5 protein-coding genes are annotated in these 7,558 nt (G+C 41.8%); 2 read left to right on the top strand and 3 right to left on the bottom strand.

Features of this window, described 5'->3' with window-relative positions:
- Positions 1 to 97: 97 nt before the first annotated feature.
- From sthA to ppsR, 3 genes are all read right to left on the bottom strand, one after another.
- On the bottom strand, positions 98 to 1,747 hold the full coding sequence (gene sthA, locus B2575_RS03420) for a Si-specific NAD(P)(+) transhydrogenase (protein WP_045452107.1): 1,650 nt from the start codon (positions 1,745 to 1,747) through the stop codon (positions 98 to 100).
- A gap of 81 nt (positions 1,748 to 1,828) precedes the next feature.
- A complete protein-coding gene (locus B2575_RS03415) occupies positions 1,829 to 2,233 on the bottom strand; it encodes a DUF4377 domain-containing protein (protein ID WP_296240140.1) in 405 nt (134 codons plus the stop codon).
- Positions 2,234 to 2,320: 87 nt separating this feature from the next.
- Positions 2,321 to 3,217 carry a posphoenolpyruvate synthetase regulatory kinase/phosphorylase PpsR gene (ppsR, locus tag B2575_RS03410; RefSeq protein ID WP_045446910.1) on the bottom strand — a complete coding sequence of 299 codons (897 nt, stop codon included), beginning with the start codon at positions 3,215 to 3,217 and terminating at the stop codon, positions 2,321 to 2,323.
- Between the two features lie 594 nt (positions 3,218 to 3,811).
- Here ppsR and ppsA point away from each other — a divergent pair.
- Both ppsA and B2575_RS03400 read left to right on the top strand, forming a co-directional pair.
- Positions 3,812 to 6,196 carry a phosphoenolpyruvate synthase gene (gene ppsA, locus B2575_RS03405; RefSeq protein WP_087814999.1) on the top strand — a complete coding sequence of 795 codons (2,385 nt, stop codon included), beginning with the start codon at positions 3,812 to 3,814 and terminating at the stop codon, positions 6,194 to 6,196.
- A gap of 129 nt (positions 6,197 to 6,325) precedes the next feature.
- Entirely contained in the window at positions 6,326 to 7,321 is a 996-nt protein-coding gene (locus tag B2575_RS03400) for an RDD family protein (protein ID WP_296240138.1), read from the top strand.
- Positions 7,322 to 7,558 lie beyond the last annotated feature (237 nt).

The following is a 7,558-nucleotide window of genomic DNA, read 5'->3' as shown; positions in this document are numbered from 1 at the left end:
TGCTACTTTTGCAAGAGGTCTAATAATCCTGAATCAAAAAAAGCGCCTGCTAAATAGCAGGCGCTTTTTTATTTATAACGTTTTAATATTCTATCACTTAAAAAACACGATTAAGACCATTTAGTGCCGCCACGCGATACGCTTCTGCCATCGTTGGATAGTTAAAAGTAGTATTCACAAAGTACTCAAGTGTATTATTGCTCTTACACTTCATCACGGCTTGTCCAATATGGATAATCTCTGATGCATGGTTACCGTAGCAATGGATGCCTAAAATCTCTAACGTATCACGATGGAACAAAATCTTTAGTACGCCTGAGCGTTCACCAATGATTTGTGCACGTGCCAAATGCTTGAAGAATGCTTGACCCACTTCGTATGGGACTTTTTCGTCGGTTAGCTCTTGCTCAGTTTTACCGATACAAGAAATTTCAGGAATCGTATAGATACCAGTTGGCACGCTTGACACTGGTTCCGCATCGCTATCACCAACCATAAAGGCCGCCGCACAGCGTCCTTGGTCATAAGCGGCAGAAGCCAAAGATGGCCAGCCAATCACATCGCCTGCGGCATAGATATTTTCGATTTCAGTACAATAGGTATCATCAACTTTTAATTGACCACGGCTGTTTGCTTTTAGACCAATCGCTTCTAAGTTTAAACCTTCCGTATTACCTGAGCGACCATTTGACCAAAGAATGGCATCAGATTTGATGCGCTTACCACTCTTTAGATGCAAGACGACATAATCGTCATGCGTTTCAAGATGATCAATCTCTTCATTACTACGAATCAATACGCCAAATTGTCTAAAGTCATGCGCGATAGCATCGCTAATCTCGCTATCGAGATAACTGAGCAATTGATTTTGGTTATTAATCAAATCAACCTTATAACCAAGACCCGTAAAGATAGAGGCATACTCACAACCGATCACGCCCGCACCATAGATGATAATTTTTTTGACCACATAATCCATTTGCAAAATTTTATCAGAATCAAAAACGCGCGGATGGTTAAAGTCTAAAATTTCAGGGCGATAAGGACGACTACCAACCGTTACGATGGCTTTATTAAAGGTAATGGTTTCAAAGACATTGTCATCGGTTTCAACACGTAAAGTATGAGCATCAATAAAACTTGCCCAACCTTGAATCACTTCAATGCGATTGCGTTCATAGAATCGTGTGTGCGTACTAACCTGATTGCGAATGACTTTTCGAGCATTGGCAAGCACTCTATTTAGAGGAACTTGCTTGTACTCCATCGCCTTGGTAAACATAGGATCACGGCGAAAGTTAATGAGGTTGAATACCGATTGGCGCAGTGCTTTACTTGGAATTGTACCCACATGGGTAGAGTTACCACCTACCTGATCACGTGGATCAATGACCACCACTTTTTTGCCAGATTTAGTCAATTTCATAGCCGCCGCTTCGCCAGCAGGACCTGCTCCTAAAACGACCGCATCATACTCATACTCATGGTTATCGCCTTTTAAGCGACGTGAATCTTTTGTATAACCAGACTTGATATCGATTCGCGTGTCATCGAGCGGATTAATAAGATCAGGATGGTGCATGACATCATCAGTGACCTGCTCATGGGTTTGTTCAATATTTTGTTTTTTATTTTTGCCTTCAGTATGCTCAGGATTCGGCACGCGACCGCTTTCTTTATTTGATACTTCGGTATGAATGTCCTTACCAATATCATTGGTCGCGTCGCTTGGTTTTTTAGTTCCCATCGTGTCCTCTTTACATTTACTTATTTATTTGATTTTTAGACTGTGTATGAATCAATAATTGCTTGAGTCAAAATCACACGACTAAGGTGTGCCCACCATACGTTGTGACACAATATTTTGCAGTGTCCAATGCCCAGTCGCGCTTTTCTGTCCCTCATCAATCTGCGGACGCGCACTAATCACATATTCTGTGCCAAGGCTTGGTTTAAAGTCATCAATCCAATCATAAGGTACCTGAAACACGCTGCCATCTTTGCTTGATTTGGCCAGTAAACACTGCATCGGTAATGCCGAGGCGCAGGCCACACGATTGGGCATGATTGTTAGCGTTTGCGATTCACCCAATACAATGGTTGGGATATAACGTGGCTCAGGCACTGGCTCACGTGAAAAAGGTGACGTTTGGCAAGCACTCAGTAAACTGACCGCACTCAGCAAGCTGGCCAATAATAAATGGGTCTTGCTAGACTTATAAAATGAACTCATAATATTCTCTATGTGATAATGAGATGGTATTAAATGATGATTATTAATAATAGTGATGCTTTAAATAATGGTTCTTTTCATATTTTATTAGCCGATACGGCGTTTAAGACCAGTCATCTGCAAGATACGCGTAGCGATTTCTTCAACGGACATCTCAGAGACATCAAGGCTTGGAATACCATGCGTGATATAAATCCCTTGTATCGCACGCTGCTCCTGCTGACATTGCTGATAGCTCGAATAACGACTTCCCGCACGGCGCTCTTGACGAATTTTCACCAAACGATCGGTATCGATCAATAGACCAAACAGCTTGTCTTTGTGCTCGCGCAATGCTTTTGGTAATTGATTATCGTACAAGTCATCTTCGGTCAAAGGATAATTTGCTGCTCGAATACCGAACTGTAAGGCTAAGTATAAAGAAGTCGGTGTTTTGCCTGAACGTGATACGCCCACCAAAATAATATCGGCCGCATCGTAATGACGCGTACGCGCACCATCATCATTGTCTAAAGCGAAATGCACCGCGTCGATACGTTCTTTGTAAGTCTCAGAATCCACATCGTCGTGTGCATGACCCGAATGTCCGTCAGGCTCCACACCCGTTTCTTCAGCAACGCGACCTATCAAACCCTCATACATATCCAAGTTACAGCTTTGGGCAGAATTGATCTTTTCACGAATATCAGGGTTAACAATCGTATCAAAGACCAATGGCAACAAACCATCTCGTTGATACGCCATGTTGATTTGCTCAACGGCGTCTTCTGCACGCTCTAAGCTATCGACATATGGCAACACTCGTGTTTCAAAAGGTACTGAAGCAAACTGACTCAAGATAGCGCGGCCAAGCGTCTCCGCCGTAATCGCTGTGCCATCTGAGATAAAAAACGCGGTTCGTACGGCTTGAGAGCTGTCTAAGTTTAGTGCGTTGCGATTTTGAATAGTGGGATTCAGTTGTTCAGCTGGATTACTTGAGTACATAACGTTGGCACCTCGATTGAAAACACAATGGTAATTTTCATTTGGCTTTTATTTTTGATCGGCTTTAGACTTGATTTTTAGACGTAATTTTCGTTTTGTATAAGCGCTAATATTGCACATTTATATCAGGATAAACCGCTACTATTTATGCTCTACATTATACGCATAATAGCGACCTAATAGAAATCAATGTTACAGGCGTACACTTAGAAAGCCACAGTGCCCTTAATCTTATCATACCGATTAATAGCCATTATTTTGCTGACTGGTTACTCATACTAGCGCAGCTTTACCTGCTATATATAAAGGCAAATATTATAAGAATATCCTAAAGCTCTTCTGTTATTTATTTTAAACCCTCTATTTATCAGCCGATTTATAGGTATATTTTGATAATTATAGTGATCTTTACTCGCATTTTTACGTCATCTCAAAAATAGAAAAATGAATAATCTTCTACTAATTATGTAGCAAAGCCCACAATTTGTATCTTTTTGACAAAAATATTGGTTCAACCCCTCGAAATTCTCCAAATATAGCGGTATAATTCACCGTTATAATCTTTACTAAATAACCTTATTTTCTGGAGTTATCATGGCAGCGCAATCTACAGCACTTGTAATCAATCTTGATCAGCTAGGAAAAGACGACATTGAAATGGTCGGCGGCAAGAACGCCTCATTAGGTGAAATGATCAGCCATTTGTCTGATTTGGGTGTTAGTGTTCCAGGCGGCTTTGCCACCACGTCAAATGCATTTAACCGCTTTTTGAATGAAACTGGCCTGCTTGACAAAATCAACAACGAACTAAAAACGCTAGATGTTGATGATGTCAAAAAACTTGCAGAAACGGGTAAAAAGATTCGTACTTGGATTATTGAGCAAGAGCTGCCAAGTGATCTTGAGCAAAAAGTACGTCAATCGTTTGAAACGATGAGCGGCGGCGAAGACATCGCGGTTGCTGTCCGTTCTTCTGCGACTGCCGAAGATTTGCCAGATGCATCATTTGCGGGTCAGCAAGAGACTTTCTTGAACATTCGCGGCATTGATAACGTCCTAATTGCAATTAAAGAGGTATTTGCATCTCTTTATAACGACCGTGCCATCTCTTATCGTGTCCATAAAGGTTTTGAGCACGAAGGCGTTGCCTTATCTGCTGCTGTACAGCGTATGGTTCGCTCAGAAACTGGCGCGGCGGGTGTGATGTTCACGCTAGATACCGAAAGCGGTTTTGATCAAGTGGTATTCATCACCTCAAGCTATGGTCTAGGCGAAATGGTTGTACAGGGCGCGGTTAACCCAGATGAATTCTATATTTCTAAGCAATTGCTAGCCAATGGTAAACCATCGGTGATTCGCCGTAACCTAGGCAGCAAGCATAAGAAAATGATTTATGGTGATGAAGGTAGCACCACTAAATCAGTGAAAACTGTCGATGTTGAAAAACAAGATCGTATGCAGTTTTCATTATCAACTGAAGAGCTAACCTCACTTGCTAAACAAGCGGTAACGATTGAAAAGCATTACGGTCAAGCAATGGACATCGAATGGGCAAAAGACGGCGATACCAATGAAATCTTTATCGTTCAGGCGCGTCCAGAAACGGTTAAGAGCCGCCAAGACAGCAATGTCATGGAGCGTTATATCATCGACACCACTAACGCTAAAGTATTATGCGAAGGTCGCTCAATCGGTCAGCGTATCGGTTCAGGTAAAGTCCGTATCGTTAGCAATTTAAATGAGATGGATAAAGTACAGGAAGGCGATGTACTGGTATCAGACATGACGGATCCGGATTGGGAACCAGTCATGAAGCGCGCTTCTGCCATCATCACTAACCGTGGTGGTCGTACTTGTCACGCGGCTATCATCGCGCGTGAGCTTGGTGTACCAGCTATCGTTGGTTGTGGTAATGCAACAGAGCTATTGGTCGATGGTCAAGACGTCACTGCTTCTTGTGCCGAAGGTGATACTGGCTTCATTTATGAAAGCCAAATCGACTTTGAAGTACAGACCAACTCTGTTGAGTCTATGCCAGAGCTTGCATTCAAAGTAATGATGAACGTTGGTAATCCAGATCGCGCCTTCTCATTCACGCAAATGCCAAACGAAGGTATTGGTCTTGCGCGTTTAGAATTCATCATCAACCGTATGATTGGTGTGCATCCAAAAGCACTACTGAATATGAACAGCTTGCCACGCGAAATTGCCCAAGCCATCCAAGAGCGTATCGCTGGTTATGCCTCACCGGTAGATTTCTACGTGGATAAGTTGGTCGAAGGTATCTCAACGCTAGCCGTTGCCTTTATGGATCAGCCAGTTATCGTTCGTATGTCAGATTTTAAATCAAACGAATATGCTAACCTGCTTGGTGGTAAATTATACGAGCCATCAGAAGAAAACCCAATGCTTGGTTTCCGCGGTGCCAGTCGTTATGTGTCTGATAATTTCCGTGACTGCTTTGAGCTTGAGTGTAAAGCACTGAAACGCGTACGTGATGAGATGGGCTTGACCAATGTCGAGATTATGATTCCATTCGTTCGTACCGTCGGCGAAGCCAAAGAAGTCATCGAATTACTTGAGAAAAACGGTCTAAAACGTGGCGAAAACGGTTTACGCGTTATCATGATGTGTGAGTTACCAACCAACGCCCTATTGGCAGATGAATTTCTAGAGCACTTCGATGGTTTCTCAATCGGCTCTAACGACTTGACTCAGTTGACACTTGGTCTTGACCGTGACTCAGGTATCGTCTCACATCTATTTGATGAGCGTGATCCTGCGGTTAAGAAACTATTGACCATGGCGATTGATGCGTGCCGTAAAGCAAACAAATATGTCGGCATCTGTGGTCAGGGTCCATCAGACCATCCAGATCTCGCGTTCTGGCTCATGGAGCAAGGTATCAGCTCAGTGTCGTTGAACCCTGATTCTGTACTAGATACTTGGTTCTTCTTAGCTGGTGAAGAAGCGAAGTAAGCCGTAACGTTCAGTCACAGCAATAATTCACACAGTCATTAAAGAAACAATGATTAGGGTCTATTTGAAAAGTGTTAAATAGACCCTAATATTATGTATCATATATAGTGACTTAAGATATGACTAACTATGCAGGCAATTATGCAGATTTTCCTTGCTCGAAATAACGTACAAGCTGGTCCCTACAATTTGGAGCAGCTTAATATTATGTTGGCATCTGGTGAAGTACTGCTGGATGATTTGATGTGGCATGAAGGCTTAGACCAATGGCAGCGTGTCGGTAACTTGACCAATAATCAAACGGTTTATCGACCTACCAACCTTGGCAAGCCTCAAGTTAATGACTCTATTATCAATAATGTAACTGTTTTTCCTGAAGATAATGCTAGCAATAGCTCGGATAGCAAATCAGTTTCATTAGATAGATTGTATGGCAAGCCTGAACGTCCGAAAGACACGGATAAAAATGTGAAAGCTGACATGACCACCAATCGTCAGCAAACACCGCACAATAATGTGTCACTAAACAAGGCTAATAGCAATAAGACTGCGTCTAGCAAAGACAAAGTCGTCGGTAATGTGGTACTTGCACCGATTATGTCGCGAGTATTAGCAACAGCCATCAATGGACTACTCTATCTACTGGCTATTTTTCCGCTGGTGATGGCATTGACAAAAATGGATGTGGATTATACCAAATTCCAAAATATCCAAGACATGGATGCGGCTTATCAGTATTCAATGACACTGATGGAGAGTCTTCCTAGTAGCACATTGATGATGTCGCAAGTGATGGTATTTGGCTTATTTGCGCTACAATTGGTATTTATCACACTGCGTGGTCAGTCACTCGGTAAGCTGATTACGGGTATTCGCGTGGTGGATCAAACCACCCATCGTTTGCCCTCTTTTACCAAGCTTATTGGTGTGCGTACTTTGTTATTGTTTATTATTTATAACTTATTGTTCTCGTTTACCAGCTTCTTAGGGTTCGTGATTATTGCTATTCATTATTACATGGCCTCAAAAAGCCCTGAAAATATCGGCTGGCATGACAAATTGGCCAAAACTTTGGTGGTAAAAGCAGATAGCAGTCAGTTAGTGAAAGAACCAAAGATAAAATAGCTTGTTTATTAACAATCTATCTTATTGTTTTGATAAAAAAGCAGCGTGATATCGCTGCTTTTTTATTAGCCGAGCATTTCTAATTATTGTTATAATTTATTAACGGTGGCTCAGTGATTAACCTTTGTGTTAGTTGCTAAGTACTGTTATAATACGGCGCTTTATAAACTAAGCTTATTTCTTATTATTTATTCATAATAATAGCTAGAAATCGGGCTTACCTTATAAATCTCCTTG

Source organism: Psychrobacter sp. UBA6739, assembly GCF_002453835.1.
Taxonomy (GTDB): Bacteria; Pseudomonadota; Gammaproteobacteria; order Pseudomonadales; family Moraxellaceae; genus Psychrobacter; species Psychrobacter immobilis_A.
The sequence above is the reverse complement of the archived record's forward strand: the minus strand, read 5'-3'. Positions and strand labels throughout refer to the sequence as shown.

Coding starts and splice junctions, on each gene's coding strand:
- sthA (WP_045452107.1), bottom strand. CDS start 1,747: ATGGGAACTAAAAAACCAAGCGACGCGACCAATGATATTGGTAAGGAC.
- B2575_RS03415 (WP_296240140.1), bottom strand. CDS start 2,233: ATGAGTTCATTTTATAAGTCTAGCAAGACCCATTTATTATTGGCCAGC.
- ppsR (WP_045446910.1), bottom strand. CDS start 3,217: ATGTACTCAAGTAATCCAGCTGAACAACTGAATCCCACTATTCAAAAT.
- ppsA (WP_087814999.1), top strand. CDS start 3,812: ATGGCAGCGCAATCTACAGCACTTGTAATCAATCTTGATCAGCTAGGA.
- B2575_RS03400 (WP_296240138.1), top strand. CDS start 6,326: ATGCAGGCAATTATGCAGATTTTCCTTGCTCGAAATAACGTACAAGCT.